Origin of the sequence: Streptomyces sp. NPDC026092 (genome assembly GCF_040638605.1) — a bacterium.
GTDB lineage: Bacteria > Actinomycetota > Actinomycetes > Streptomycetales > Streptomycetaceae > Streptomyces.
On sequence record NZ_JBEZYN010000006.1, the window covers coordinates 170,835 to 197,330 of the forward strand.

Annotated in this window: 22 protein-coding genes; 13 read left to right on the forward strand and 9 right to left on the reverse strand. The window is 72.9% G+C overall.

The window, feature by feature from the left end; genetic code table 11:
• Positions 1-94: 94 nt before the first annotated feature.
• Positions 95-2,503, forward strand: a complete 2,409-nt coding sequence (locus AB0F56_RS12145) for a cation-translocating P-type ATPase (RefSeq protein WP_362007329.1) — start codon at positions 95-97, stop codon at positions 2,501-2,503.
• Between the two features lie 15 nt (positions 2,504-2,518).
• Here the strand turns inward: AB0F56_RS12145 and AB0F56_RS12150 are convergent, their stop codons facing one another.
• On the reverse strand, positions 2,519-3,640 hold the full coding sequence (locus tag AB0F56_RS12150; RefSeq protein WP_362007875.1) for a glycosyltransferase family 87 protein: 1,122 nt from the start codon (positions 3,638-3,640) through the stop codon (positions 2,519-2,521).
• A gap of 356 nt (positions 3,641-3,996) precedes the next feature.
• Here AB0F56_RS12150 and AB0F56_RS12155 point away from each other — a divergent pair, with 356 nt between their 5' ends.
• Entirely contained in the window at positions 3,997-4,569 is a 573-nt protein-coding gene (locus AB0F56_RS12155) for a dihydrofolate reductase family protein (protein ID WP_362007332.1), read from the forward strand.
• A gap of 13 nt (positions 4,570-4,582) precedes the next feature.
• Here the strand turns inward: AB0F56_RS12155 and AB0F56_RS12160 are convergent, their stop codons facing one another.
• Positions 4,583-7,756 carry a molecular chaperone Hsp90 gene (locus tag AB0F56_RS12160; RefSeq protein WP_362007335.1) on the reverse strand — a complete coding sequence of 1,058 codons (3,174 nt, stop codon included), beginning with the start codon at positions 7,754-7,756 and terminating at the stop codon, positions 4,583-4,585.
• Positions 7,757-7,947: 191 nt separating this feature from the next.
• Positions 7,948-8,868: a DUF3027 domain-containing protein gene (locus AB0F56_RS12165; protein WP_362007338.1), complete on the reverse strand. Its 921-nt coding sequence runs from the start codon at positions 8,866-8,868 to the stop codon at positions 7,948-7,950.
• Positions 8,869-9,195: 327 nt separating this feature from the next.
• Between AB0F56_RS12165 and AB0F56_RS12170 the strand changes: the two genes are divergently transcribed.
• The 4 genes from AB0F56_RS12170 (at position 9,196) to AB0F56_RS12185 (ending at position 12,775) form a co-directional block, all read left to right on the forward strand.
• Positions 9,196-10,566, forward strand: coding sequence for an MFS transporter (locus AB0F56_RS12170; protein WP_362007341.1), 1,371 nt, complete (start codon positions 9,196-9,198; stop codon positions 10,564-10,566).
• Between the two features lie 100 nt (positions 10,567-10,666).
• The gene (locus AB0F56_RS12175) at positions 10,667-11,149 is read left to right on the forward strand and encodes a DUF2771 domain-containing protein (RefSeq protein ID WP_362007342.1); all 483 of its coding nucleotides are present in this window, start codon (positions 10,667-10,669) and stop codon (positions 11,147-11,149) included.
• Positions 11,150-11,156: 7 nt separating this feature from the next.
• Positions 11,157-11,927, forward strand: a complete 771-nt coding sequence (locus AB0F56_RS12180; protein ID WP_362007344.1) for a futalosine hydrolase — start codon at positions 11,157-11,159, stop codon at positions 11,925-11,927.
• The gene (locus tag AB0F56_RS12185) at positions 11,924-12,775 is read left to right on the forward strand and encodes a 1,4-dihydroxy-6-naphthoate synthase (RefSeq protein ID WP_362007347.1); all 852 of its coding nucleotides are present in this window, start codon (positions 11,924-11,926) and stop codon (positions 12,773-12,775) included. Before AB0F56_RS12180 ends, AB0F56_RS12185 begins: the two co-directional genes overlap by 4 nt.
• A gap of 24 nt (positions 12,776-12,799) precedes the next feature.
• Here the strand turns inward: AB0F56_RS12185 and AB0F56_RS12190 are convergent, their stop codons facing one another.
• Positions 12,800-13,183, reverse strand: coding sequence for a cold-shock protein (locus AB0F56_RS12190; protein WP_308354918.1), 384 nt, complete (start codon positions 13,181-13,183; stop codon positions 12,800-12,802).
• A 162-nt stretch (positions 13,184-13,345) separates the two neighbouring features.
• Here AB0F56_RS12190 and AB0F56_RS12195 point away from each other — a divergent pair, with 162 nt between their 5' ends.
• A complete protein-coding gene (locus tag AB0F56_RS12195) occupies positions 13,346-13,615 on the forward strand; it encodes a hypothetical protein (protein ID WP_362007349.1) in 270 nt (89 codons plus the stop codon).
• On the opposite strand, the gene AB0F56_RS12200 is transcribed toward AB0F56_RS12195, so the two are convergent.
• Entirely contained in the window at positions 13,612-14,238 is a 627-nt protein-coding gene (locus tag AB0F56_RS12200) for an HAD family hydrolase (protein WP_362007351.1), read from the reverse strand. The two genes, AB0F56_RS12195 and AB0F56_RS12200, sit on opposite strands and share 4 nt — an antisense overlap.
• Positions 14,239-14,351: 113 nt before the next feature.
• Here AB0F56_RS12200 and AB0F56_RS12205 point away from each other — a divergent pair, with 113 nt between their 5' ends.
• From AB0F56_RS12205 to AB0F56_RS12220, 4 genes are all read left to right on the forward strand, one after another.
• Positions 14,352-15,356, forward strand: coding sequence for an iron chelate uptake ABC transporter family permease subunit (locus AB0F56_RS12205; RefSeq protein ID WP_362007354.1), 1,005 nt, complete (start codon positions 14,352-14,354; stop codon positions 15,354-15,356).
• Complete coding sequence (locus AB0F56_RS12210; RefSeq protein ID WP_362007356.1) at positions 15,353-16,408, forward strand: iron chelate uptake ABC transporter family permease subunit; 1,056 nt, start codon at positions 15,353-15,355, stop codon at positions 16,406-16,408. Before AB0F56_RS12205 ends, AB0F56_RS12210 begins: the two co-directional genes overlap by 4 nt.
• Entirely contained in the window at positions 16,405-17,214 is an 810-nt protein-coding gene (locus AB0F56_RS12215; protein ID WP_362007358.1) for an ABC transporter ATP-binding protein, read from the forward strand. The genes AB0F56_RS12210 and AB0F56_RS12215 overlap by 4 nt, the downstream gene beginning before the upstream one ends.
• A 63-nt stretch (positions 17,215-17,277) precedes the next feature.
• Entirely contained in the window at positions 17,278-18,741 is a 1,464-nt protein-coding gene (locus AB0F56_RS12220; protein WP_362007360.1) for a hypothetical protein, read from the forward strand.
• 7 nt (positions 18,742-18,748) lie between these two features.
• Here AB0F56_RS12220 and AB0F56_RS12225 read toward each other — a convergent pair whose 3' ends face one another.
• The gene (locus tag AB0F56_RS12225) at positions 18,749-19,711 is read right to left on the reverse strand and encodes a hypothetical protein (RefSeq protein ID WP_362007362.1); all 963 of its coding nucleotides are present in this window, start codon (positions 19,709-19,711) and stop codon (positions 18,749-18,751) included.
• A gap of 62 nt (positions 19,712-19,773) precedes the next feature.
• On the opposite strand from AB0F56_RS12225, the gene AB0F56_RS12230 reads away from it, so the two are divergent.
• Complete coding sequence (locus tag AB0F56_RS12230; protein ID WP_362007365.1) at positions 19,774-22,317, forward strand: helicase C-terminal domain-containing protein; 2,544 nt, start codon at positions 19,774-19,776, stop codon at positions 22,315-22,317.
• 21 nt (positions 22,318-22,338) lie between these two features.
• On the opposite strand, the gene AB0F56_RS12235 is transcribed toward AB0F56_RS12230, so the two are convergent.
• A complete protein-coding gene (locus tag AB0F56_RS12235; RefSeq protein ID WP_362007368.1) occupies positions 22,339-22,917 on the reverse strand; it encodes a Uma2 family endonuclease in 579 nt (192 codons plus the stop codon).
• 112 nt (positions 22,918-23,029) lie between these two features.
• On the opposite strand from AB0F56_RS12235, the gene AB0F56_RS12240 reads away from it, so the two are divergent.
• Positions 23,030-24,682, forward strand: coding sequence for a DNA repair helicase XPB (locus AB0F56_RS12240; protein WP_362007370.1), 1,653 nt, complete (start codon positions 23,030-23,032; stop codon positions 24,680-24,682).
• 92 nt (positions 24,683-24,774) lie between these two features.
• Here the strand turns inward: AB0F56_RS12240 and AB0F56_RS12245 are convergent, their stop codons facing one another.
• Positions 24,775-26,127: a hypothetical protein gene (locus AB0F56_RS12245; RefSeq protein ID WP_362007371.1), complete on the reverse strand. Its 1,353-nt coding sequence runs from the start codon at positions 26,125-26,127 to the stop codon at positions 24,775-24,777.
• Between the two features lie 128 nt (positions 26,128-26,255).
• On the reverse strand, positions 26,256-26,441 hold the full coding sequence (locus AB0F56_RS12250) for a hypothetical protein (protein WP_362007373.1): 186 nt from the start codon (positions 26,439-26,441) through the stop codon (positions 26,256-26,258).
• Positions 26,442-26,496 lie beyond the last annotated feature (55 nt).

A 26,496-nucleotide genomic window follows, 5' to 3' on the forward strand; every position in this document is an offset into this window, starting at 1 on the left:
CCGTAGTACCGGGGAACGATTTCGATCCTCCCGCGGTCTGATGTTCACCGTTCCCGGCAGGTGAACGCTCGCTTCCGGTCGTACCGTCGGAAACATGACTCAGCGGGCGAAGATCGACACCGACGGCAGCGAGAACACCGCGGACGAACCACCCGTCGTCCACCGGGCCGCCGGACTGACCTCCGCCGAAGTCGCCGAACGCGTCGCGCGCGGCGAGGTGAACGACGTACCCGTCCGCAGCTCGCGCTCCACCGCCGACATCGTCCGCGGCAACGTCTTCACCCGCTTCAACGCGATCATCGGCGTGCTCTGGGTGATCATGCTCTTCGTCGCGCCGATCCAGGACAGCCTCTTCGGCTTCGTGATCATCGCCAACACCGGCATCGGCATCATCCAGGAACTCCGCGCCAAGAAGACCCTCGACGGGCTCGCCGTCATCGGCGAGGCGAAACCCACGGTCCGCCGCGACGGGGCCGCGACCGAGGTCTCCACCTCCGAGATCGTCCTCGGCGACCTCATCGAACTCGGGCCGGGCGACAAGGTCGTCGTCGACGGCGAGGTGGCCGAGGTCGACAGCCTGGAGGTCGACGAGTCGCTGCTGACCGGCGAGGCCGACCCGGTGGTGAAGAAGCCCGGCGACACGATGATGTCGGGCTCGTTCGTGGTCGCGGGCGGCGGCGCGTTCACCGCCACGAAGGTCGGGCGAGAGGCGTACGCGGCCCAGCTCGCCGAGGAGGCCTCCCGCTTCACCCTCGTCCACTCCGAGCTGCGCTCCGGCATCTCCACGATCCTCAAGTACGTGACGTGGATGATGGTCCCGACCGCGATCGGCCTCATCATCAGCCAGCTCGTCGTCAAGGACACCGACTTCAAGGAGTCCGTCGCCCGGACCGTCGGCGGCATCGTCCCGATGATCCCCGAGGGGCTCGTCCTCCTCACCTCCGTCGCCTTCGCGATCGGCGTGATCCGGCTCGGCCGCAAGCAGTGCCTCGTGCAGGAGCTGCCGGCCATCGAGGGCCTCGCGCGCGTCGACGTCGTCTGCCTCGACAAGACGGGCACGCTCACCGAGGGCGGCATGGACGTCACCGAGTTGCGCGCGCTGAACGGCAGCGACGAGACGTACGTACGGAAGGTCCTCGGCGCCCTCGGCGAGTCCGACCCGCGCCCCAACGCCTCCCTCCAGGCCATCATCGACGCCTACCCGGACGCGGAGGAGTGGCGCTGCACCGAGTCGCTGCCGTTCTCCTCGGCCCGCAAGTACAGCGGCGCGGCCTTCAGCGAGGGCAACGGCGACACCTCGACCTGGCTGCTCGGCGCACCCGACGTGCTTCTGAAGGCCGGCGACCCGACGCTCGCCGAGATCGACCACCTCAACGAGCAGGGGCTCCGCGTCCTGCTCCTCGCCCGCACGGCCCGCGAGCTCGACTCCCCGGAGGTCGCCGCCGAGGCGCGCCCGACGGCCCTGGTGGTCCTGGAGCAGCGCCTGCGCCCCGACGCGGCGGACACGCTCGCCTACTTCGCCGACCAGAACGTCGCCGCCAAGGTCATCTCGGGCGACAACGCGGTCTCGGTCGGAGCGGTGGCGGGCAAGCTGGGCCTGCCGGGCGCCGAGCACACGGTCGACGCCCGCCGCCTGCCCACGGAGCAAGCGGCGATGGCGGACGAACTGGACCGCAACACCGTCTTCGGCCGGGTCACCCCGCAGCAGAAGCGGGACATGGTCGGCGCGCTCCAGTCCCACGGCCACACGGTCGCCATGACGGGCGACGGCGTCAACGACGTGCTCGCGCTGAAGGACGCGGACATCGGCGTCTCGATGGGCTCGGGCTCGGAGGCGACCAAGGCGGTGGCCCAGATCGTGTTGTTGAACAACTCCTTCGCGACGCTCCCGTCGGTGGTCGCGGAGGGCCGCCGGGTCATCGGCAACATCACCCGGGTCGCGACCCTCTTCCTGACGAAGACGGTCTACTCGGTGCTGCTGGCGGTCCTGGTGGTCTGCAGCCAGGTCGAGTACCCGTTCCTACCCCGACACCTGACGCTGCTCTCCACCCTGACGATCGGCGTCCCGGCCTTCTTCCTCGCGCTCGCCCCCAACAAGGAGCGCGCGAAGCCGCACTTCGTGAAACGGGTGATGCGGTACGCGATCCCCGGCGGCATCGTCGCGGCGGCCGCCACCTTCGCCACGTACCTCGTGGCCCGCTCGTACTACAGCGGCCCGGGCGCCCTGGACGCCGAGACGAGCGCGGCGACGCTGACCCTGTTCCTGGTCTCCATGTGGGTCCTGGCGATCGTCGCCCGCCCCTACACCTGGTGGCGCATCGCCCTGGTCGCCACCATGGGCGGCGCCTTCCTCCTGGTCCTCGTCGTCCCCTGGCTCCAGGACTTCTTCGCCCTGAAGCTGGTCGGCGTGACGATGCCGTGGACAGCGGTCGCGATCGCGGCGGCGGGCGCGGCCCTGATCGAGTTCAGCTTCCGCTGGGTGGACCACAGGTTCCCGGCCTGAGCCCGTAGGTGGGCCTCACTCCGGACCCGGGCCGGGGTCCGCTGCCGTGGCCCGCCACAGGCGGAAGCAGGAGAGGACCACCGCCGCGAGCAGCAGCCCGTTCCGGAGGACCATCAGCGTGTTGCCCAGGGCGGAACCCTGCATGACCTCCAGGTAGTACGTCGGGAAGGCGAGGGCCGTCACCGCCGTCGCGGCGAGGAGGACCCAGGCGACCGGGCGTTGCGTGGTGTGGCGGGAGGTGAGGCAGACCGCGGCCAGGCCCAGGAGCCAGACCATGTACTGGGGGCTGATGACCCGGCTGGTGACCGTGAACAGGAGGATCGCGGTGAGCGCCGCGTCGAACGGGGTCGCCTCCGTCCAGCGCGAGGCGCGGCCCCGCCAGAACATCAGCCAGCCGAAGGCCGCCGCCGTCAGCATCAGCGACAGCTGCGCCACGCTCCCCACGTGCTCACCGGCGAACTCCAGGGCGCCGTACCGCGTTTCGACCCAGATCGGCAGCCCGGCCGCCCGCATCAGCGACAGCACCGTGCCGCCGAGCGACTCGATCTGCACGCCCCGCGCGCCCTGCTGCTGGAGGAAGTCGAAGCTGTGCCGGAAGGCGACGGCGAGGACGGTCAGGAGCGCCGCGGCGGCCGCGGCGGCCGACACCCAGGCGTCCCTGGTCGTACGGCCCCGCTCCAGGCCCACGAGGGTGAGCAGCGGCCACACCTTGATCAGCGCGCCGAACGCGGCGAGCGCCCCGCCGAGGCGCGGGCTGCGGCGCCCGGCGAGCAGCGCGAGGACGGCGAGGGCCGTCACCTGGATGTCGAACCGCCCGTGCGGCAGGTTCAGGAGCAGCGGCAGCCCCGCGGTCCACAGCCAGGCCCCCGCGAGCCTGCGGCCCGGGCGGGCCAGCGCCACCGTGACCACGGCGTCCGCGACGAGCGTGAGCACGAGGAACGCCGCGAAGTAGTCGAGGAAGGGCAGGAGCGAGGGCGAGAGGAACAGCGGGCCCGCGCCCGGCGGGTACTGCCAGGTGACGTCGCCGACCGGGTACGAGCCGCCGGCCAGTTGCTCCGCCCAGCGCGGGTAGAGGAACTCCACCTCGGAGGAGACGTTGCTGACCCCGATGTCGTCCTGGACCAGCAGGTACACCATGACGATCCGGGTCAGCGCCCAGACCGCCGCGATCGCGGTACGGGACGTCCCGTACGACCGGACGGCGTCCCAGGGAGCCGGGGCGGGGCCCTTCGGGTTCGGGTCCTGCTCGGGAGGGGCGCCGACCAGAAGGCCGGCCTTCTGCTGCATCATGGACCGGAACGTAGGCCGATACGACCCCCGTCTCCATGAACGCACCGGCCGCGCCCGCCCACGTCCCCCGTCGGGCGGGCACCCGGAGGGCCAGGTGGCCCCACCGGGTCCGGGTCCGAACACGACCGATGAGTTTTTCTGCGCTCCCCAGTCATAGATCACGACCGAAGCAGCCGACCGACCAAGACGCCTAGGAAGCCATCATGCGCACTCTCATCAGCACCGCCTTCATCTCCCTCGACGGCGTCGTGGAGGGCCCCGGCGGCGAGCCCGGCTACCGGAACTCCGGGTGGACCTTCAAGGACATCGACTTCCTCCCCGAGGCGTACGAGATCAAGGGCCGTGAGCAGAAGGAGGCCTCCGCGATGCTCCTCGGCCGGGCCAGTTACGAGGCCTTCAGCGCGGTCTGGCCCGACATGGCGGAGTTCGCCGACTACAAGGCGATGCCGAAGTACGTCGTCTCCACCACCCTCACCGAGGACGACCTCGTCACCAACTGGAGCGAGACCACGATCCTGCGCTCCCTCGACGAGGTCGCCGCTCTCAAGGAGACCGAGGGCGGCCCGATCATCGTCCACGGCAGCGCGAGCCTGAACCAGGCCCTCTCGGACGCCGGCCTGATCGACCGCTACCACCTGCTCGTCTTCCCGCTCCTGCTCGGCGCGGGCAAGCGGCTCTTCAGCGCCACGGACAAGGACGTCCAGAAGCTGAAGCTGGTCGAGCACGAGACCTACGCCAACGGCCTGCAGAAGCAGGTCTTCGACGTCGTCCGCTGATCAGGGCCACCCCCTAGTCGAACCAGCGGTCGCGCGCCAGCTCCGCCGTGCGCGACGGGTCCTCCAGGAGGGCCGCGACCTCGAAGCGGCGGGGCCACTGGCCCGCCGCCCAGGCGAGGCCGGCGGCGACGCCCTCCAGGGTGGCGGCGTGGATCGTGTCGTCGGGGGTACGGCGCCAGTCCAGTTCGACGCCCGCCGCGCGGAGCTCCTCGTGCTCGACGTACGCGTCCGGGGTCGCCGGGCCGAGGAGCGCGTGGACCGAGGCCGGGACCTCGTGCTCCTCGCCGACCGTCGTCACCTCCGCCTCGACGGCCTCGCTCAGCCGCCGCACCTGGAACAGCTCCGCGAGGTCGGCCGCGCGCGACGGGGAGACCGGGAGCAGGGGCAGGCCGCCCGCGAGCGGCAGGAGGTCGGGGGCGTCGGCGACCAGGGCCTCGGCGGCGTCGACCACGACGAGTTCGCCGTCCACGACCGCGCGCAGCTCGTCGGGGAGGGTGACCTGCTCGGGGTCCAGGTCGGCCAGGGCCGTGTACAGGGCGTGCAGTTGGGCGCCGGACACCTCCCGGTCCGGGTCGGCCAGACGGCCGAGGAGTTCGGCCGCGCCGCCGGGCTCGTCGAGGAGCGCCGGGACCGAGGTGCGGACGCCCAGGGCCCGCAGCACCTGCTCGTCCTCGAAGCCGGTCGCGTCGGCGGAGTCGTACAGGCCGATGAGCAACGGGTCCGTACCGGCGGCGCGCAGGCCGGCGGGGCGGCGGCCGTCGAGGACCGGGTGGTCGCGGAGCCACCAGGCGGTGTACGACCGTACGGTCTCCGTCGTGCCGTCCGGCATCAGGACCCGTACGGGCTGGGTGAGCGCGTCCCGCAGGGGCGGCTGGGCGAGCAGGGCGAGCGCCTGCGGCCAGGCGTCGTCGTCGACCAGGTCCAGGTCCCGTACGGCGACGATCTCGGTCGCCACCGGCGGTACCGGGGTGTCCGCGAGGCGGTCGAGGACGTCCTCGCACCAGACGTCGACGGCGTCGAGCAGCCCGGCGTCGTCGGGTTCGGCGAAGTCCCCGTCGCGGGGCTCCATCTCGTCCGGGTCGAGGACCAGGTCGGTGGCCCGGACCAGCGCGAAGCCGGCGAGCACGCCGCAGGCGGCGAGGGGCTGTTCGCCCCAGCGGTCGGCCAGTTCGGCGTCGCAGAGGGCGAGTTCGCCCTCGCTCATCACGGCGGCGAAGGCGCTGCCGGGCAGGACCAGTTCGCCGGCGGGCGCCAGCTCCCCGTCCTCGTCCGGGAGGGCGAGCGCGCCGAGCCACGGCTCGTCGCCGGGCTCCAGCTCCGCGTCCCGTACGAGCGCGAGCACGGTCTCGGCCAGCTCGTCGGCGTCCAGGGCGTCCGCGTCCTCGTCCCAGATGTCGCCCGCGTCGAGCGAGCCGGCGACCGCCGCCCGCACCTGGGGCGTCGTCAGGACCGCGCGGGGCGTGGCCGGGAGCGCGCCCAGCTTCTCCAGGAGGGGGTGGGCGGCGTCCGGGTGGGCGACCTTGAGGCCGAGGCGGGTGAGGTCGGCGGGGGTGCGGTCCTGGGGCAGGAGGACGTGGCGGGGGCCGATGGTGGTACGGGTGGGGTGGGTGGCGCGGGCGTCACTGTCGGGGCCCTCGCCGACCGCCCCCGCGTCCGGGTCCGCCAGCGGGACCGGGAGGCCGGTGAGCCGGTCCGGATCAACCCCGGCCAGCGAGTCGTACAGGCGCCACCACCAGGACGGCGCCCGGTCGACCCCGGCGAGCCGGTCGATCGCCTCGGTCAGCGGGACGCGGCCGACGCCGAGCGTGCGCAGTTCCACGCGCCGTTCGAGCCCGGCGGGCAGCAGGGTCGGGAAGACCTCCGCGAGGACGGCGACGGTCTCGTGCCCCGCGCCCTCCACGACCTCGGCCTCGACCGCCCGCAGCGCGGGCACCTCCTCCGAGGGCGCCTCGGGCGCCAGGAACGCGACGCGCGGCAGCCGCTGCAGGATCGCCTCGCGCAGCGCGCCGTCGAGGGCGGCCTTGCCGAGCGGTCCGGGGACGAGGTCGATCGTGGCGACCGACACCGGCTCCCAGTCGGCGAGGAGTTCGGCGTACGCGTCGGCGGCGCGCTCGACGAGGAAGTCGGTGAGCGGGCCGGGGGCCGGGTGGCGCCGGGCGGTGTCGAGCGGGAGGGAGGCGATGAGGAGCGCGGGCAGGCCGAGCGGCTCGTCGGTGGGGGTCGGGGCGTGGACGACGGGCTCGGTACGGGGGAACAGCGGGGCGCCCTCGGCGTCCACGGGCACGGCCCAGGTCACCGACCAGTAGGGGCGCAGCCGTTCCTCGACCGGCCGGTCCTTGAGGAGCGCGGGGTCGAGGGGGCCGCCGTGGGTGACGGTCCGCCAGCGGTGGGTGCCGGTCGCGGAGTCGGCGATGTGGACGTAGCCGTCCGCCTCGGAGCGGCGCAGCGTCCGGACGCCCTCGGGGGTGTCGACGACGACCTCGGCGAGGCCGGGGAGGGTGAGCAGAAGCGCGTCGTCGATGGAGGCGAGGAGCCGGCCGGCGAGGCCGACGGCGGCGGAGTCCCGGAGCGGGAGGACGACGACGGTGTCGTAGCCGTCGGGGGCGGTGCCCTCGGCGGGCAGCGGGAGGCGGAGCAGCGGTACGTGGCCGTCACGGCGGCGCAGCTCGTCCCCGAGGCCGGGGCTGTGCCGGGCGGCGTCGGCGGCGAGCTCGCGGGCCTCGGCGAGGGACCAGCGGACGCCGCCGTGGCGGCCGAGGACGGCGGGCTCGTCGGAGACGGCGAGGACGGCGGCGAAGCCGACGCCGAAGCGGCCGACGGCGTTCGTGTCGGACTCACCGCGCTTGGCGGAGGCGCGGAGGGTGGAGAGCGATTCGACGCCGGTCGCGTCGAGCGGGGCGCCGGTGTTGGCGGCGGCGAGGACGGCGGGCGCGTCGGGGCCGGCGTCGTGGAGGGTGAGCCGGAGGCGTCCGGTGACGCCCGCGCGGTGGGCGGCGTCGGCGGCGTTCTGGGCGAGCTCGACGACGAGGCGGTCGCGGTAGCCGCCGAGGGCGAGGTCCTCCTCGGCGTTGGCGTCCTCCCGGAACCGGGCGGGCCCGGCGCCCCAGGCATCGAGCACGCCCCTCCGCAGCCGGGCGGTGCCGAAGGGGTCGGCTCCGTCGGTCGACGTCCTGACGCTGACGCTCACGTCTGCTCCACTCTGCGGGCGGTTTGAAGTTGCCGGGTGCCCGAAGGTACCGCGCCCCTCACCAGCGACGCGCCGCGCCTCCATCCGGACCCGCCCTTGGGCCCCCTACGCCTTCCCACCCCGCGCCGGAGCAATCACCCCAGGTGAACGGTCACCCCGCGCCGGCCCCACGGGGAGGCCGGCGCCTGCCGCTACGAGTGGCCCAGGTCTTCCGAGGTGCCGTCCGGTTCCGTCGTCGAGCCGGAGTCCTTCGCCGGGCGGAGGGGGAACGCGTCCGCGCCCATCGAGTCCAGGACCGGCGGCGCCGGACGCGGAGGCTTCGGCATGATCGCGGCCTCCGAGTGCCCGCCGCAGCCGTACGAGAGCGACACGACACGCCCGTCCGCCGGCGAGAACTCGTTCGCGCAGACGCCGAACGCCTGCTTCAGCGACCCCGCGAGCGGCACCAGGAACGCGCACGTGTCGCACGACGCGGGCGCCGCCTGCGCCATCGGGGTCTTCGCCCCGAAGGACTCGTCCCAGCGGTCCGCCGCCACATGCAGCCCGTACCGCGAAAGGACCCGCGCCCGCCGCATGCCGAGTTCCTCGGCGACCGAGGCGATCGCGCCCCGGGACGGCGTACGGGAGGTGATCTCGGCGTCCTCGACGTCGAGGTGGTCCACCATCTCGTCCGAGACCGGCGAGTTCGGCGGCGGCACGTCCTCGCCCGTGTACCCGGGTTCGAGCCGCAGGTCGTCCTGCTCCGTCGGCAGCAGGTCCCCCGGGCCCATGTCGCCCGGCCGCAGCCGCTCGCTCCACGGCACCCACTCGGGGGCCAGGAGCGCGTCGGAGCCGGGCAGCAGGACGGTTTCGTCGAGGGTGACGTTCTTCGCCCGGGACGCCCGGGTGACCGTCACCGCCCAGCGCCAACCCCGATAGCCGGGCTCCTTGCACTCGAAGAAGTGCGTGACGACCCGGTCGCCCTCGGCGACGGTCTCCACATGGGCACCGACGATTCCGGGAGCGGCAGCCTCCTCGGCGGCCTCCCTCGCCAGGTCTACCGCCTCGGCGCACAGGCGGTCGGGGGTACGCGGGGTACGCGGGGTACGGCTTCGCGTCGTCGCAGCACTCACAGGTCTCGCTTCTCTCCTACGCCGTCTCACGGGTGCGCCGGCCGAGGAGCGGGAGCGAAGAGACCCGGGCGGCGGGCGGAGCGGACCAGAGGGCCGCATCGACGTCCGCGCCCGACCTCGTCTCGCGTCTCTCGGGCACACCTATCGTCATCCATTCTGCGGGATGCCGAAGAGGCGCGCGGCCGAGATCTTCCGCCGGTGGCGCGCTACGCACGCTACCCCCTCCGCCGCCCGCCGCCCACCTGCCCGCCCCAAGTGGCCCGGATCGTGGACCTCCGGCCGCCGCGCCACGGTTCACAAGTCAGGGGCGTGGGGCACTATGACGGAGTGGCAGCCGCACGGTCGTCCGCACGATCCCACGATCTTGCCGGGCCGCTCCGCCGAGTGGGCCGGACGGTGGGGCGCGCCCTTCATCTGCCGTTCACCGGTACGGCGCGCGGCATCCGCAAGGCGACCCACGCGCACGGCGCGGGCGAGTCGGGGCTCGGGAAACTGATCGAGCTGCACGCCGTGAACGGGGCCGGCGATGTCATGATCACGGTCGCGCTCGCCTCCACGGTCTTCTTCTCCGTACCGACGGACGAGGCCCGCGGCCGGGTCGCGCTGTACCTGGGCATCACGATGCTCCCGTTCACCCTGCTGGCCCCCGTCGTCGGCCCGCTCCTGGACCGCCTGCCGCACGGGCGGCGCGCGGCGATGGCCGCGGCGATGTGGACCCGGGCGGTCCTCGCGATCACCATGTCGGGCGCGGTGGCCACGGGCGGCCTGGAGCTGTATCCGGCGGCGCTCGGCGTGCTCGTGGCCTCGAAGGCGTACGGAGTCGTCCGCAGCGCGGTCGTGCCACGGCTGCTCCCGCACGGCTTCTCGCTGGTCAAGGCGAACTCCCGGGTCACCCTCGCGGGGCTGCTCGCGACCGGGATCGCGGCGCCGATCGGCGCGGGGCTCCAGCAGATCGGGCCGCCGTACCCGCTGTACGGAGCGTGCGCGCTGTTCCTGCTCGGCGGGTACTGGGCGTTCCGGATGCCGCACAAGGTCGACTCGGCGAAGGGCGAACGGCGGGCACACCTGCTGACCCACGGCGAGAAGAAACCGAGCCTGCGGACGGTGGGGCCCTCGGTGCTGCACGGGCTCCAGGCGAACGCGGCGCAGCGGATGCTGTCCGGGTTCCTGATCTTCTTCCTGGCGTTCCTGCTGCGCGAGCATCCGCTCTCCGGGCAGAGCGCGGCCGTCTCGCTGGCGATGGTGGCCGTGGCGGCGGGCGTGGGCAACGCCTGCGGGACGGCCGTCGGCTCGCTCCTGAAGGAACGCGGCCACGCGCCGGAGGTGATCATCGCCACGATGATCACGACCGTGTGCGGGGCGGCGATCCTCGCGGCGGTCTTCTTCAGCGGGGCGATGGTGGCCGTGCTCGGCGCGGTGGCGGGACTGACACAGGCCCTGTCGAAGCTGTCCCTCGACGCGCTGATCCAGCGGGACGTGCCGGAGGTGGTGCGGACGTCCGCGTTCGCCCGTTCGGAGACGCTGCTGCAGATGTCGTGGGTGGTGGGCGGCGCGATCGGCATCTCCCTGCCGCTGAGCGGCCCGATGGGCATGTCGGTCGCCGCCTGCATCCTGGGCCTGGGCGCCCTGCTGGCGGTACGGGGCCTGGTGGCAGCGGCCCGCGCGGAAACCAAAAAGAAGGCGACCACGGAGGCGTGAGCCGCTCGGGCAGGGCGCTGAGCCATGTGAGCGCCCCCGAAAACGCGGCGCGCCGCACCCCCGCGTGGCGGAGTTCGGTGGGCCCGATAGCCTTCGGGCCATGACCGTAGCGTTCTTCACCGGCTCGCGCCGCCGGGCCGCCGCCGCCCTCGGGGCCGTCTCCGTCGGGCTCCTCACCCTCTCCGCCTGCGGCGAAAAGCCGACTCCGCTCGCGACGCTGACGGTGGGGACCAACTCGATCCACTCCGAGGCCGCCTGCTACAACGACGGCGACGCCATCAAGGAGTCCCAGATCCAGGAGTGCCTCAACAGGAAGGCCGAGAAGTCGATCACGGTCGCCGCGGACGACAAGGTCCGCTTCGGCGTGGACCCGTCGATCGCGGAGAACGGCTGGACCATCTTCCTCGGCGGCCAGAACGCCGAGCCGGAGCCGTACAAGAAGACGTACCGGACCATCCCGGCCAGCGCCTTCTTCTCCTCCCAGACCGGCGAGGCGACCAACCAGACCCAGGTCACCATCGTCGAGAACGACGGCAAGAAGCTGACCGGCATCTGGCACTTCGAGCTGAAGAAGGACTCCTGATCCTCCGGTGACCCTCCGGACCCTGATCGTGACGGCCGTGGCGGCGGAGGCGGACTCCGTCGTACGCGGCCTTCCCTTCGACGGTCCGGGCCCGGAGCGCCACGGTCCTGAGCCGGAGCACGGTCCTGAGCCGGTCGACGTCCCGCTCCCCGGCGGGTACGTGCTCCGCCGCCTCCGCCATCCCGCCGGCGCCGTCGTCGACGTGCTCGTCGGCGGTGTCGGGCCCGCCTCGGTCGCCGCCGCCACCGCCACCGCCCTCGCGGGGGCCGCCACCCCCTACGACCTCGTCGTCTCCGCCGGGATCGCCGGCGGGTTCCAGCCGCTCGCCCCGATCGGCTCCGTCGTCGTGTCCGACGCGATCGTCGCCGCCGACCTCGGCGCCCAGACACCCGACGGCTACCTGACCGTCGAGGAGCTCGGCTTCGGGCGCTCCACCCACCCGGTCTCCGCCGCCCTCACCCAGCGCGTCTCCGCCGCCCTCGGCGAGGCGCGCCACACCGTCGCCCCGGTCCTCACCGTCTCCACCGTCACCGGCACCGCCGAGCGCGCCGCCGAGCTGGCCGCCCGGTATCCCGGCGCCTCCGCAGAGGCGATGGAGGGGTTCGGCGTGGCCGAGGCCGCCGCCGCCCACGGCGTGCCCGTGGTCGAGATCCGGGCCGTCTCCAACGCCGTCGGCCCCCGCGACCGCGCCGCCTGGCGCATCGGCGAGGCCCTGGACGCCCTGCGGTCCACGTTCCAGCAGCTCAGCCACTCCGTCCTCGTGGAGCCTCTCCGATGACCCCCAAGCTGAAGATCGCGTACTCCCCCTGCCCGAACGACACCTTCGTCTTCGACGCCTGGGCCCACGGCCGGGTCCCCGGCGCGCCCCGCCTCGACGTGACGTTCGCCGACATCGACCTCACCAACGGCTGGGCCGAGCGCGGAACGGCCGACTACGACGTCCTGAAGGTCTCGTACGCCGTTCTGCCGTGGGTCCTCGACGAGTACGCCCTGCTGCCCTGCGGCGGCGCCCTGGGGCGCGGCTGCGGCCCCCTGGTGCTCACCCGGGAGCCGGGCGTGGACCTGCGCGGGAAGACGGTCGCGGTGCCGAGCGAGCGCTCGACCGCGTACCTGCTCTTCCGGCTGTGGGCCGCGGACGTCGTACCGGGCGGGGTCGGCGACGTCGTCGTCATGCCGTTCCACGAGATCATGCCCGCCGTACGGGACGGGAAGGTCGACGCGGGGCTCGTCATCCACGAGGCCCGGTTCACGTACCAGAGCTACGGTCTGCACGCCCTCGCCGACATGGGCGCCCACTGGGAGGACACCACCGGCCTCCCGATCCCGCTCGGCGCGATCATCGCCCGCCGCTCGCTCGGCCCCGACGTGCTGCGGAGCCTCGCCGACGCGGCCCGCACGTCGGTCCGGATGGCCTGGGACGACCCGGCCGTCTCACGCCCGTACGTACTCGAGCACGCGCAGGAGATGGACCCCAAGGTGGCCGATCAGCACATCGGCCTCTACGTCAACGAGTTCACGGCCGACCTCGGCGAGGCCGGTTACGCGGCCGTGCGCGGGCTGCTCACGCGCGCGGCGGCCGAGGGGCTGGTGCCGCCCCTCGGCCCGGACGCGCTGTCGTTCCCGTAGGAACGCGGCGCGTCACCCGTCGAGCTACACGTCGAGCTGGTCCGCGACCGCCCGCAGCAGGCCCGCGATCTTCGCGCCCTGCGCCTTGTCGGGGTAGCGGCCCCGCTCCAGCATCGGCGTGATGTTCTCCAGGAGCGTCGTCAGGTCCTGCACGATGGACGCCAGTTCGTCGGGCTTACGGCGCTGCGCCGCGGCGACGGAGGGGGTCGGGTCGAGGACCGTCACGGAGAGGGCCTGGTCGCCGCGCTGGCCCGCGACCACCCCGAACTCCACACGCTGCCCCGGCTTGAGGGCGTCGACTCCGGCAGGGAGCACCGACGAGTGGACGAAGACGTCGCCGCCGTCGTCCCGGGAGAGAAAGCCGAAGCCCTTCTCGCTGTTGAACCATTTGACCTTGCCGGTAGGCACGTCTGTCCTCGTCCTCGTACTCGATGGGAATGCGCCGGGAATCCGGCTCTGGATAGCAATACAGCGGGTCGTGAGACCCGCCGCCACCAAGGCTAATGGGCTTCCGGCTGGTGACAAGACGTCGCCGGTTTGTTCATACGGGCTGGGAACTACCCTGGCCGAATGCGTAGTGAAACCCCTTCGGCCCCCTCGGACGACAGCGCGCCGGGTGACGGTCTCGTCCGCGCCGGTGCGATTGTCTTCATCATCGGTGCGGTGGCCACCCTGGTCACGGTCGCGCCGCTCTTCCTCGGCACCGACCCGTTCCCGCCGATCGCCTACGGCGTGTGCATGCTGATGGGCGTCGGATTCCTCGTCGCCGGCGCCGGCGTGCTGCGCTCGATCGCCGCCCAGCGCCGCCAGGCGAAGACGGTGACGGCGCAGGGCGGCTAGCCCCGGTACGCCTCCCACCAGGCACGGAACTGCGTCAGGTCGCTCAGGACGACGTCCGCGCCGGCCTCGCGCAGCTCGGTCGCGTCGCACGGTCCGGTCGCCACGGCCACCGACAGGGCGCCCGCGTGCGCGGCGCCGCGCACGTCGCCGGTGTGGTCGCCGACGTACACCCCCGCGCCGAACTCGCGCAGCGCCTGCGCCTTGCCCTCGGCCCACAGGCCGCCGATGACGGCGTCGGGGTCGATGCCGAGGTGGGAGAGGTGCAGCTTGGCGTGCGGCTCGTTCTTGGCGGTCACGACGATCGCCCGGCCGCCCGCCTCGCGAACGGCTTGAATCGCATCCCTGGCGCCCGGCAGCGCGAGCGAGGGCTCGATCGCGTACGTCGGGTAGAGCGCGCGGTACTGGACGACCCGCTCCGCGATCTCCGCCTCCGGGAACCAGTTCGCCAGCTCGTGCTCCAGCGGCGGGCCGAGCCGGGAGACGGCGAGGTCGGCGTCGATCGCCACGCCGACCTGCGCGGAGAAGGCCTGGTAGGTGGCCTTGATGCCGGGGCGGGAGTCGATCAGGGTCATGTCGAGGTCGAAGCCGACGGTGGGGATGCCAGGGGTAGCCATGGAGGACATTGTGCCTACATGTTCGAATCGCCCTTCGGGCCGCTGCTTAGACTGAGCCACTGAGCCACGCCTTACCTGAGCAACGCCCGCACCTCGCACCTCGTACTTCCTGATGGGCCTCGATGACCGCCGCCTTCCGTTCCAGACGAGTTCTGGCCATCGCCGTAGCCGTCATCGCCCTCCTCGTCGCGATCCTGCTGAGCCTCGCCGTGGGCGCCCGGGCCATCGCCCCGTCCACGGTCCTCGACGCGCTGCTGCACGGCGGGACGAGCGCCGACGCCGAGGTCGTCCGGCAGATGCGGGTGCCCAGGACGCTCATCGGGCTGATGGTCGGCGCCGCCCTCGCGCTGGCCGGCACGGCCCTGCAGGGCATCACCCGCAACCCGATCGCCGACCCCGGCATCCTCGGCATCAGCCAGGGCGCCTCGGTGGGCGTGGTCCTCGCGATCGCCTTCGCCGGCGTGCACACGCTGACCGGGTACGTGTGGTTCGCCTTCGCGGGCGCCGCGCTCGCCTCGGTCGCGGTGTACGCGATCGCCTCCAGCGGGCGCGGCGGGGCGACCCCGGTGAAGCTCGCGCTCGGCGGCGCCGCGATCAACGCGCTGCTGCTCTCCGTGACGACCGGGGTGCTCACGACCAGGGCCTCGGCGCTCGACGAGTTCCGGTTCTGGCAGATCGGCTCGCTCGACGGGCGGGACGCCGAGGTCGTCGGCCAGATCTGGCCCTTCCTGCTGCTCGGCGCGGTGCTCGTGCTCTCCGTCGCCCGGGGCCTGGACGCGCTCGCGCTCGGCGAGGACGTGGCGAAGGGGCTCGGGCAGCGGGTCGCGACGGTACGGATCGTGGGCGGGCTCGGCGCGACCGTGCTGACCGGGGCGGGGGTCGCGGCGGCGGGCCCGATCGCGTTCGTCGGCCTCGCGGTGCCGCACATCGCCCGCGCGATCGTGGGCGGCGACCACCGCTGGGTGCTGCCGATGGCGGCGCTCGTGGGGCCCGTGATGCTGCTGGTGTCGGACGTGATCGGCCGGGTGCTCTTCCCGCCGGGCGAGGTCCCGGCAGGGGTGATGACGGCGCTCATCGGGGTGCCGTTCCTGGTGACGCTCGTACGCCGGAAGGCGGTGCCGGCATGACGACGACGTCGGTACGTCCCGCGGGGTACGGGGTCGTGCGCGCCGGGGGCGGATCGTTCCTGCTCCATCGGCGCTCGGCTTTCGTGGCCCTGGGCCTGGTGCTGCTCCTGGCGGCGGTCTCGGTCGCGTACCTCTGCGTGGGCGAGAAGTTCGTGGCGCCGGACGAGGTCCTGAAGGTGGTCTTCGGGCAGGAGTCCCGTTCGACGTTCGTCGTCGAGGAGCTGCGGATGCCGCGGCTCGCGGTCGGGCTGATGGTCGGCGCCGCGTTCGGGATCGCGGGCGCCCTCATCCAGACCGTCGCCCGCAACCCGCTCGCCAGCCCCGACATCATCGGCATCAGCCAGGGCGCGGGGGCGCTGACGGTCGGCGCGATGACCTTCGGCCTCACCTCGTACACCGTCCTGCCGTACCTCTCGATCGTCGGCGGGATCGCGGCCGCCGCGCTCGTGTACGTCGTCGCCTGGCGCGGCGGGCTGCACGCGACGCGGTTCGTGCTCATCGGGATCGGATTCGCGATCGCGCTGCGGTCGCTGATCACCCTGTTCATGACCAAGGGCGACTACCTGGTCGCCCAGCAGGCCCAGGTCTGGATGACGGGCTCGTTCAACGGCCGCGGCTGGGACGAGGCCGCGCCGATCCGCTGGACGCTGCTCCTGCTGCTCCCCGCGATCCTGTGGGCGGCGCGGGCGCAGCGCACGGTGTCGTTGGACGACGACACGGCGACGGCGCTCGGCGTCTCGCTGGGGCGGGTCCGGCTGGGCCTGGTGGTCGTGGGCGTCGTCCTGGCGTCGGTGGCGACGGGGGTGGCGGGCCCGGTGGACTTCGTGGCGCTGCTCGCGCCGCAGATCGCCCGGCGGATGACGCGTACGGCGCAGATTCCGCTGCTGTCCTCGGCGCTGATGGGCGCGTTCGTGGTGGTCCTCGCGGACCTGCTGGGGCGGCGCCTGTTCGCACCGACGGAGTTGCCGGTGGGCGTCCTGACGGCGGCGGTGGGCGCCCCGTACCTGATCTGGCTCATCGTCCGGAGCCGAAGCGTGGGAGGAGCGCAGTGAGCAGGCTGACCGCGCGCGGGCTGACGCTCGCGTACGAGGACCGTACGGTCGTGAAGGACCTGGACCTCGCCGTACCGGACGGCAAGGTGACCGTGATCGTCGGCCCGAACGCGTGCGGGAAGTCGACGTCGCTGCGCGCGCTCGGGCGGCTGCTCAAGCCGGCGGGCGGGGCGGTGCTGCTCGACGGGGAGTCGCTGGCGAAGCTGCCGACGAAGCGGATCGCGCAGTCGATCGGCCTGCTGCCGCAGACGCCGGTCGCACCGGAGGCGATCACGGTCGCCGACCTGGTGTCGCGGGGGCGGCAGCCGCACCAGGCGTGGTGGAAGCAGTGGTCGGAGGCGGACGAGCGGGCGGTCGTGGAGGCGATGGCCTCGACGGACGTCGCGGCGCTCGCCGACCGCTCGGTGGACGAGCTGTCGGGCGGTCAGCGGCAGCGGGTCTGGATCGCGATGGCCCTCGCGCAGGACACGGACCTGCTGCTCCTCGACGAACCGACGACGTACCTGGACATCGCCCATCAGGTCGAGGTCCTGGACCTGGTCCGCCGCCTGAACGTCTCACGGGGCCGCACGATCGTGCTCGTCCTCCACGACCTGAACCAGGCGGCGCGGTACGCGGACCACCTGGTCGCGATGAAGTCGGGCGCGGTCGTGGCGGAGGGCGCGCCGGCCGACGTGGTGACGGCGGACCTGGTCCGCGACGTCTTCGGCCTGGACTCGGTGGTGGTCCCGGACCCCGTGACGGGGTCACCGCTGGTGGTGCCGGGGGCGCCGTGGGGAGCGGACGTGGCGGAGGTGCGGGCCTAGGCCGGCACTCCAATGGGGCCCCACCGCCTGCGGCGGGCGCCTTCCGGCACGACGCTGGAGGGCATGCACGACCGGACGAAGGTCAAGGTCACGGTGCTGCCGCCCGACAGCCGTGGCCTGCGCGAGGTGCGCATCGGCGCCGAAACGGTGGGCAGCGCCTGGTCTCTGCCGGATCTGCGGCGCGCACTCGGCCGCCACGGCTACCCGAAGGACCTGGACCTGGAGGACCGGTCCTCCGTCGCCTGGCAGGGAGGCGGCAGCGACACCTGGCCCGACCACACACGACGCAGACGCGCGACGATCGTCCTGATGGTGGCGGGGCTCGTGGGCGGTTGGGCTCTGATGACCTCCGTCGGCATCCCGGACGCTTTCGACGCGCTGACGTTCGCGGGGCGGATCACGGGATTCGTGTTCATGCTGGGAGGCGTGGCCGAGGTCGCGGCGGCCGTGGCGGTATTCGACTACTGGGGCAAGCGCAGCCTCCGCGTCTCCGGAGCGATCGTCTTCCTGGGCGTCCTCATCGCGCTCACAGTCACGACCACGCTCGTCTTCCTGTGGTTCCAGGAGTTGGAATACACGCACTACATGCTGGGCGTCTTCCCTCTCTTCGCCTGGTCCCTGTGGGCACTGTGCCTGTGCGTCCGGGAGAAGGTGTGGCGAGGCACGCCGCACCCGACGAAGATCGCGGCGGGGGTGCTGGCCACGGTGCTCCTTGCCGCCGTGAACATCGCCTACTCCTCGCTCTACCAGCCCACCGCCGCACCGGCGAACCTGTCCTTCAAGGTGAGGTTCGGCGTCCCTCGCACGGACCCCGAGCGGTCGATCGTCCATCTTCCGCTCACGCTTCAGCTGGAGAACACCGGCAGCGTTCCGGTGTACATCCTCACCGACAGTTGGGCGCTGTACGGGCACACGGGAAAGTACGTCGAGAAGAGCGAGGAGCTGAGGGACCGTCGAGCGGAGCTGGAGTACGACCTCGAGATGGACATGTCACGCCATGTCGAATCCGTCGAGTTCTCTCAACTCGCCGGGGGCCCGTTCGCGGGGGCCGGGTCCTGGTTCGAACCAGGTGAGCAGTACAGCGAGGAGAAGGTGGTCCAGATTCCGAAGAACGCGGCATACGACATGCTGGACGCCGACCTGGAAGCCCATGTCATGAGGATGGATCGCGGACGCATCGACGTAGCCGAATTCAGCGGAGCATGGCTGTCATGGGACAAGGAGTCGCCGCTCTACTGCCCTCCGGAGGAGTGCCCCGACCTTGCCATCCATCACGCGAGGGTCCGCTACAACAACAACCTCGTCAACGTCACGCGAAAGCCCCGCTATGTGACCGCCTGGTGGGGAGCCGCTCCGGAAGGTTCCCTTTGGGGCGCCTTCATCACCACGTTCCAGGGGAAGGGATTCTTCGAGAACTGGGAGCACGACGTGGAGGCCGCGAAGGAATCGGACCGGTTCGACCTGTTCATCGTGACCGGCGACGCCGCCGTCCCCTTCGCGGCCGTCGTGAACCCTGCCCGTCCCTGACCCGCCCTCAGACCCTCCGCGCGCGCCACAGCAGGAACACCGCCGAGGCGATCGCCGCCGCCTTCAGGGTCCACGGCCAGGTTTCCGAGATCGCCGCGCCCATCGCCTCGCCGCCCTGGGCCACCGGGGTGCCCCAGCGGCCCTCCACGCGGCCCCAGAGCCAGACCACGCCGGCCGCTGCCGTGAGGCCCGGGAGGATGATGACCGCCCACTGGCTCTCCGTACGGGAGAGGCGGCGCGAGGCGTAGGCCAGGAGCCAGCCCAACGCCACGGCGATCAGGGAGCCGAAGATCACGCCGCCCAGGAGGAGCAGCGCGGCCAGGACCACGCCCGGGCTGCCCAGTCTGAAACCGGCGGGAGTCCCGTCCTCCGTGTTCGGGCGCTGCCTTCGCAGGATCCGGCGCCACGGGGGCCGCCGGGCCGTCTCCGCCTCCTCCTCTACGAAGTCGGCCTCCTCGTCCTCCTCCGTCGCCGGCGGCTTCAGGAGTTCCGGGATCTCCACCCCGCCCCGGAAGCCCGGCACCAGGTCGTCGCCCGGCAGGGGTTCCTCGACGTCGAGGGCGTCCAGGCGCCACCAGTCCGGGTCGTCCGCCGCACCGACCTCGTCCATGCCCGCCAGGTGCGGAGGCGTGGGCCAGGCTGCCGCCTCAGGAGCGCGCGGCTTCGGGACCGGGGGCTTTCGCTTCCGTAGGCGGCCGCCCCCAGTACCGGCACCAGCCCCCGCCCCGTCCCGCTGCGTCGGCAGGCCCGCCGCCCTGTCCACGACCTCCGCCGGTGAGCCCAGTTCGTCGAGGAGGTTCCGTACCGCCGTCGGACTCTCCTGGCCGAACGTGGCGCGCCGGCGGTCGATCTCGCCCCGGAGCGAGGAGACGAGCTTCATCCGGTCCCCCGACGGCAGCTGCCGTTGCTGGGCCAGATCGCCCACCCGGCTCAGATAGTCGAAGACCAACTGGTCGCTCTCGATCCCCACAGTCCCCTCCACGGCCGGTACGCCCCGACGTTAGCGCCCGTGCAGGGGCTAACGTGGTCCGGATGGGGATCGGTGAGCTCGATCGGGAGGCGTACGTGCCCGGAGGAACTGACGCCGCCGCGCCGCGCACGCTCGCGGAGGCGCTGCGCGCGCGGGGCGACGAGGGGCTCGCCGCGCTGCTGCGCGCACGCCCGGATCTGCTCTCCCCCGTACCGAACGACCTGACCCAGCTCGCGACCCGGGCCGGCACCCGCGGCTCCGTCGTGCGCGCGCTCGAACGGCTCGACCGGTTCACCCTCCAGACCGCCGAGGCGCTCGCCGTCGCCCCGGACCCCGCCCCGTACACCGTGCTGCTCGCCCTGCTGTCCGGCGACGACGGCCACCCGGGCGTCGAGAAGGCGCTGCCCCGCGCCGTGGAGGTGCTGCGCGAACAGGCCCTGGTCTGGGGCGAGGACGACCGGCTGCGGCTCGTACGGACCGCCCGCGAGCTGCTCGCGCCCTCCCCGCAGCACCCGTCCCCGACCGGTCTCGGGCCGACCGTCTCCGAGGCGACGGCCGGGATGTCCCCGGGCCGGATCCAGGAGATCATCGCCACCGCCGGGCTGCCCGCGACGCACGACCCGGTCTCGGCCGTCGCGGCGCTCACCGGGCTCTTCACCGACCGGGACCGGATGGGCGCGCTGCTCGACACCGCGCCGTCGGAGGCGCTCGCGGTGCTGGACCGGCTGGTGTGGGGTCCGCCGTACGGCGAGGTGACCGCGAACCCGGCCCCGCCCGTCCAGTGGCTGCGCGACCGCGGCCTGCTGCTCCCCGCATCGCCCCGTACCGTCGTCCTGCCCCGCGAGGCCGCACTCCATCTGCGCGGCGGCCGCGCGCACCGCTCGCCCGAGCCGCAGGCGCCCGAGCTGACCGTGCTGCGCGAGTACCGTCCCCAGGTTGTGGACAACGCGGCCGCCGGCCAGGCGCACGCGGCGCTCTCCACAGTCGAGGAGCTCCTGAAGAGCTGGGACCAGGGCGGCCCGGCGGTGCTCCGCGCGGGCGGGATGTCCGTACGGGACCTCAAGCGGACCGCCGTCGCGCTCGACGTGGGCGAGCCGATCGCGGCGTTCTGGCTGGAGCTGACGTACGGGGCGGGGCTGCTCGCCTCGGACGGCGAGGCGGACGAGCGGTACGCGCCGACGCCCGCGTACGACGACTGGCTCGACCTGCCGCCCGCCGAGCGCTGGGGCCGGCTCGTCACGGCCTGGCTCATGGGGACGAGGACGGCCGGCCTGGTCGGCGGCCAGGACGCGAAGGGCCGCACCCTCTCGGCCCTCGGCCCGGACCTGGACCGGGGCGGCGCGCCGGAGGTACGGCGCCGCGTCCTCACCCTGCAGGCGACGCTGCCGCCGGGCTCGGCGGCGGACCCTGAGGCCCTGCTGACCCGGTTGCGCTGGGAACGCCCGCTGCGCGGCGCGGGTACGACGCCTCCGTCGAACGCGGGCGGCGACCTCCGCTCCCGGCTCGCCCACTGGACCCTCACCGAGGCCGAGCTGCTCGGGGTCACCGGGCGCGGCGCCCTCGCCTCGCCCGCGCGGGCGCTGCTCAACCTGCCGCTCGCCGAGGCCGCCCCGGAGCCGGTGGCCGAGCACGGGGTCGAGTTGTCCGTCGCCGCCGCGCGGGCCGCGACCCTGCTCGCGCCGCTCCTGCCCGAGGCCGTCGACCACGTCCTCCTCCAGGCCGACCTCACGGCCGTCGCGCCCGGCCCGCTGCGGCGCCCGCTGGCCGACACGCTCTCGGTCCTCGCGGACGTCGAGTCGAAGGGCGGCGCGACGGTCTACCGCTTCACGCCCGGCTCGGTGCGGCGTGCGCTCGACGCCGGGCGCAGCGCGTCCGACCTGCACGACTTCCTGACCGCCCACTCCCGTACGCCGGTGCCGCAGCCGCTCTCGTACCTGATCGACGACGTGGCGCGGAGGCACGGCCACCTCAGGATCGGCGCCGCGTCCGCGTACGTGCGCTGCGACGACGACACGGTCCTCGGCGAGATCCTGGCCGACAAGCGGTCCGCGTCCCTGCGGCTGCGCCGCCTCGCGCCGACGGTCCTCGCGGCGCAGACGGACCCGGCGGCGCTGCTCGACGGGCTGCGGTCGATGGGGTACGCCCCGGCCGCCGAGTCCGCGGCCGGCGACGTCCTGATCACCCGCGCCGACGCCTACCGCACCGGAGCCCGCACCGCCCCCGCGCCCGTCCCCGACGGCCCGCCCTCCCCCGACGCGACGCTGCTCGGCGCGGCGGTCCGCGCGATCCGGGCGGGCGACCTGGCCGCGACGGCCGTCCGCAAGGAGCGCCCCGAGACCGCGGAGGCCCCGGCCCGCGCGGCCGGCGAGCTCCCCCGTACCTCCCCCGCCGAGACCCTGGCCACGGTCCAGGCCGCCGCGCTGACCGGCACGGCCGTCTGGATCGGCTACGTCAACGCCGAGGGCGCCGCCAGCCAGCGCGTGATCGCCCCCGTGCGCGTGGAGGGCGGCTTCGTCACGGGCTACGACCACACGGCGGACGAAGTCCGCACGTACCCCCTGCACCGCATCACGGGCGTCGCGGAACTGGCGGAGGACCAGGTCTAGCGACAGCCGGTCGGCCAGACCCTAGGACCTCGGGCTGACGAGTGCCGCCGGATCGACCTCCACCGGGAACGGCTTCTCGATCAGCGTCGCCCGCCCCGCCTCGGCGACCGTCCGCTCGGCGTAGCGGCCGTCCTGCAGCTCGCAGACGACCAGTGTCGGCACCGGCTCCAGTTCGAGCCGCCAGAGGTGCTCGATGCCCGCCTCCGCGTAGTACGGCGGCTTCAGCAGCCGGTCGGTACGGCGCCCGGACGACGAGGGCGAGACGATCTCCACGACGAGCAGCACGTCGTCGGCGTTGTAGGTGATCGGGTCGGCCGCCGCAGCGGCCGCCTCGACCACCACGATGTCCGGGATGAAGAGTCCGTCGGGCAGGATGAGATTGACCGCTTCCAGGACTTCGGCGGACAAGCCCTCCGCCTGGACGGCGCGGTCCATCAGACTCCAGAGACGCGACGACGCCCGCTGGTGCTTGGTTCCCGGAGCCGGAGACATCACGAGCGCTTCGCCCATCAATTCACGACGCTGACCACGGTCCTCCGGCAATGCCAGGACTTCTTCTATGGTCCAGGGCCCATAGTGCGGATCGTGCGCGACGCTCATCTCGCCACCTCCCTCTCGTGGAACCGGTCGCCTTCAGTGTGGCAGGCCCCACCGACAACCGCCGGACCTCAGGCACACTGGATGTTTGGCCGTGCGGAAGGGATGTACGTACGTGAACGGACCACTCATCGTCCAGAGCGACAAGACGCTGCTCCTGGAGGTCGACCACGAGCAGGCGGACGCCTGCCGCCGGGCCATCGCGCCGTTCGCGGAGCTGGAGCGGGCGCCCGAGCACATCCACACGTACCGGGTGACGCCGCTCGGGCTGTGGAACGCGCGGGCGGCCGGGCACGACGCCGAGCAGGTCGTCGACGCGCTCGTGGAGTTCTCGCGGTACCCCGTGCCCCACGCGCTGCTCGTGGACGTCGCCGAGACCATGGCCCGGTACGGGCGGCTCACGCTCTCCAAGCACCCCACCCACGGGCTCGTCCTGACCAGCACCGACCGGCCCGTCCTGGAGGAGATCCTCCGGTCGAAGAAGGTGCAGCCGCTCGTCGGGGCGCGCATCGACGACGACACCGTCGCCGTGCACCCCTCCGAGCGCGGGCAGATCAAGCAGACGCTCCTGAAGCTGGGCTGGCCGGCCGAGGACCTCGCCGGATACGTCGACGGCGAGGCGCACCCGATCGAGCTCGCCGAGGACGGCTGGGCGCTGCGCCCGTACCAGAAGCAGGCCGTCGAGGGCTTCTGGCACGGCGGCTCCGGTGTCGTCGTGCTGCCCTGTGGCGCGGGAAAGACGCTGGTCGGCGCCGGGGCTATGGCCCAGGCGAAGGCCACCACGCTGATCCTCGTGACCAACACCGTCTCCGCGCGGCAGTGGAAGCACGAGCTGGTGAAGCGGACCTCGCTCACCGAGGACGAGATCGGCGAGTACTCCGGTACGAAGAAGGAGATCCGGCCGGTCACCATCGCCACGTACCAGGTCCTCACGACCAAGCGGAAGGGCATCTATCCGCACCTGGAGCTCTTCGACTCCCGCGACTGGGGCCTCATCGTCTACGACGAGGTGCACCTGCTGCCCGCGCCGGTCTTCAAGTTCACCGCCGACCTGCAGGCCCGGCGGCGGCTCGGCCTCACGGCCACGCTCGTGCGCGAGGACGGGCGCGAGTCGGACGTCTTCTCGCTCATCGGTCCGAAGCGCTTCGACGCGCCGTGGAAGGAGATCGAGGCGCAGGGGTACATCGCGCCCGCCGACTGCGTCGAGGTCCGGGTCAACCTCACGGACTCCGAGCGGCTCGCCTACGCGACCGCCGAGCAGGAGGAGAAGTACCGCTTCTGCGCCACGACGGCCACCAAGCGGAAGGTGACCGAGGCGCTGGTGCGGAAGTTCGCCGGGCAGCAGATCCTCGTCATCGGCCAGTACATCGACCAGCTGGACGAGCTCGGCGAGCACCTGAACGCGCCGGTCATCAAGGGCGAGACGCCGAACGCGCAGCGCGAGAAGCTCTTCGACGCGTTCCGGCAGGGCGAGATCAGCGTCCTCGTCGTCTCGAAGGTCGCCAACTTCTCCATCGACCTGCCCGAGGCCACGGTCGCCATCCAGGTCTCCGGCACCTTCGGCTCCCGGCAGGAGGAGGCGCAGCGGCTCGGACGGGTGCTGCGCCCGAAGGCCGACGGCCACCAGGCGCACTTCTACTCGGTCGTCGCGCGCGACACGATCGACCAGGACTTCGCGGCGCACCGCCAGCGGTTCCTGGCCGAGCAGGGGTACGCGTACCGGATCGTGGACGCGGACGAGCTGCTCGCGGGCGATTCGCCGAGCTGACGGCAGGCGTACGGCGTGTACGTGGAAGGGCCCCGTCCTCGTGGAAACGTGGACGGGGCCCTTCGTCGTACGACGTGAGCCGTACGCCGTGCTCAGACCGCCGGGTTGAGGACCAGCTTCGCCTGGTTGTTCGTCGGGTTCGGGTCGAACGGGAACGGCCCGTCGCCGTAGGCCTGCTTGAGCGTGATCGCGCCCTTCGCGCCACGGATCACGGTGTCGATCCGCAGCTGGAACGGGAACGTCACGGTCTGCTTCTCGGCCACCCACATCGGCAGGTTGCAGACGTAGCGCGGGGCGCCGGTCCGGGTCTCGCTCTCCCACCAGCCGCCGTCCGCCGTGCGGGGCTCGCAGCCCTCCGGTACGGAGGTGACGGTGGCGCCCCTGGGGACGGTCAGGTCGACCGCGCCGACGGGGTCCCCGGAGCCCAGGTTGGCGACCCAGGCCGGGCCGCGGTTGCGGAAGGTCAGTGCGGCGGTCACCGTCTCCCCCGCGGCGCCGCTCGCGCGGACGCCGCCGACGGCGAAGTCGGCCGTGTTGGTGACGCCGATGGAGGCGACCTGACCGTTGTTCTCGGGCGTCACGTCCTCGGCTCCGCCGCGGGCCGTGACGCCGATGTCGATCCGCTCGGCGAAGGCGTACCGGGCGACGCTCGCGCGGAGCGGGGTCGGCAGGGTGAAGGTGGAGCCGGGTGCGACGACGTCGTCGAAGAGGCACTCGACCTTGGTGAGCGCGGCCGGCACGCTCTCGCCCTCGGGCGTGCTCACGCACTGCGGGGCGACGGTGCCGAGGGAGAGGCCGCGCGTGACGTACAGGGTGACCTGGACGCCGTTCGCGGCCTCGTTGCCGTTGTTGACCACGGAGAACGGCACGGCCACGGTGGAGCGCGGGGCGACGTCCGTGACGGCGGGGATCCGGCTCAGGACCAGGTCGGGGCCGGAGGCGACCCGGACGGTGGACCAGCCCTCGGAGGCCGTGAGGGTGCCCTCGGGCGCGTTCGTGGTGGCGGTCGCCCCGTAGGTGATCCGGCCGCCGACCCCGGTCTCGGCGCCCGAGGCCGCGCGGAGCTTCAGCTCCACCGGGGACTCGGGGGACTCGCCCGTGAGCGGCACGTCGGGTAGGGAGCAGACGGCGGTGGCGCCGGTCGGCGCGCAGTTCTCGGGCCAGGTGACGTCGGCGACACCGGTCAGCTCGGAGACGTCGACGGTGAGCCGTCCGTCCGTCACGCGGTGGTTGGCGTTGTCGTGGTACAGGCTCAGGGCGACGGTCGTGGCCGGGACCTGACCGCCGGCGACGGCCTTGGGCAGCGCCACTTCCCACGGCGACGCGATCCAGAGCTGGTCGCTGTCGGCGGCGGCCGGGGTGGCGGTCAGGCCGACCGTGACCAGACCGGCGGCGGTGAGACAGGCACCGAGCCGCGCGACGCGGCCGGCGAAAGGCATTCCCATGATCTCCTCTGTTCCTCTGCTCCATGGGGAGACGGCGGTGCGATGAGGAGACCTGTGAGAGTGGGGAAGGGTTGCGCTCCGAGTTCTGTGAAGATCGCCGGAGGTCAGCTGGGCATCCGTCCGGCCTATCAGGGCCGTCCGACGTACTGAGGCCGGGGGTCACGGACGCCCGTGCGCTCTCCGTACGGGCCGTGGTCGCCGAGGACGACGACGGACACGGCCGCCGAGCCGTAGGCGCGTATCGCCCGTAGCGCGAGGCCGAGGCGGCGGGAGCGCGGGATCGTGCGGTCTGGGGTGAACGTCGCGGTGGTCATGTCTCCATGATGGAATCCGGACATTCCGAACACATCAGGCTGGGGATGGAACCCT

Excerpts from the sequence above, each read along its gene's own strand:
- AB0F56_RS12145 (WP_362007329.1), top strand. The coding sequence starts at position 95 with ATGACTCAGCGGGCGAAGATCGACACCGACGGCAGCGAGAACACCGCG.
- AB0F56_RS12150 (WP_362007875.1), bottom strand. The coding sequence starts at position 3,640 with ATGGTGTACCTGCTGGTCCAGGACGACATCGGGGTCAGCAACGTCTCC.
- AB0F56_RS12155 (WP_362007332.1), top strand. The coding sequence starts at position 3,997 with ATGCGCACTCTCATCAGCACCGCCTTCATCTCCCTCGACGGCGTCGTG.
- AB0F56_RS12175 (WP_362007342.1), top strand. The coding sequence starts at position 10,667 with ATGACCGTAGCGTTCTTCACCGGCTCGCGCCGCCGGGCCGCCGCCGCC.
- AB0F56_RS12185 (WP_362007347.1), top strand. The coding sequence starts at position 11,924 with ATGACCCCCAAGCTGAAGATCGCGTACTCCCCCTGCCCGAACGACACC.
- AB0F56_RS12195 (WP_362007349.1), top strand. The coding sequence starts at position 13,346 with ATGCGTAGTGAAACCCCTTCGGCCCCCTCGGACGACAGCGCGCCGGGT.
- AB0F56_RS12200 (WP_362007351.1), bottom strand. The coding sequence starts at position 14,238 with ATGTCCTCCATGGCTACCCCTGGCATCCCCACCGTCGGCTTCGACCTC.
- AB0F56_RS12205 (WP_362007354.1), top strand. The coding sequence starts at position 14,352 with ATGACCGCCGCCTTCCGTTCCAGACGAGTTCTGGCCATCGCCGTAGCC.
- AB0F56_RS12210 (WP_362007356.1), top strand. The coding sequence starts at position 15,353 with ATGACGACGACGTCGGTACGTCCCGCGGGGTACGGGGTCGTGCGCGCC.
- AB0F56_RS12220 (WP_362007360.1), top strand. The coding sequence starts at position 17,278 with ATGCACGACCGGACGAAGGTCAAGGTCACGGTGCTGCCGCCCGACAGC.
- AB0F56_RS12230 (WP_362007365.1), top strand. The coding sequence starts at position 19,774 with ATGGGGATCGGTGAGCTCGATCGGGAGGCGTACGTGCCCGGAGGAACT.
- AB0F56_RS12235 (WP_362007368.1), bottom strand. The coding sequence starts at position 22,917 with ATGAGCGTCGCGCACGATCCGCACTATGGGCCCTGGACCATAGAAGAA.
- AB0F56_RS12245 (WP_362007371.1), bottom strand. The coding sequence starts at position 26,127 with ATGGGAATGCCTTTCGCCGGCCGCGTCGCGCGGCTCGGTGCCTGTCTC.
- AB0F56_RS12250 (WP_362007373.1), bottom strand. The coding sequence starts at position 26,441 with ATGACCACCGCGACGTTCACCCCAGACCGCACGATCCCGCGCTCCCGC.